We start from the raw sequence: 274 nt of genomic DNA, 5'->3' as shown, positions 1-274 counted from the left end.
CGCGCACGCGACATCCAAACTCGACGCCGTGGTGATCGGCGCCGGCGTCGCGGGCCTTTATCAACTGTTCCGCCTGCGCGAGCAGGGCCTGAACGTCAGGGCTATTGACGCAGGATCAAGCGTCGGCGGCACCTGGTACTGGAACCGCTATCCCGGCGCGCGCTTCGATTCCGAAGGCCACACCTATCAGTATCTGTTCTCCGAGGAGCTCTACAAAGGCTGGAGCTGGAGCGAGCGGTTTCCGGGACAGCCGGAAATCGAGCGCTGGCTGAAC

The 274-nt window shown here is 63.5% G+C and carries 1 protein-coding gene; it reads left to right on the top strand.

The window, feature by feature from the left end:
* Positions 1 to 274: NAD(P)-binding protein (locus RVY79_RS19595; protein WP_317466243.1), on the top strand; the 274-nt coding region annotated here is incomplete at both ends.

The sequence above is a fragment of the Chromohalobacter sp. HP20-39 genome, assembly GCF_033052815.1.
GTDB lineage: Bacteria > Pseudomonadota > Gammaproteobacteria > Pseudomonadales > Halomonadaceae > Chromohalobacter.
This window is presented reverse-complemented; position numbering and strand designations above follow the sequence as displayed.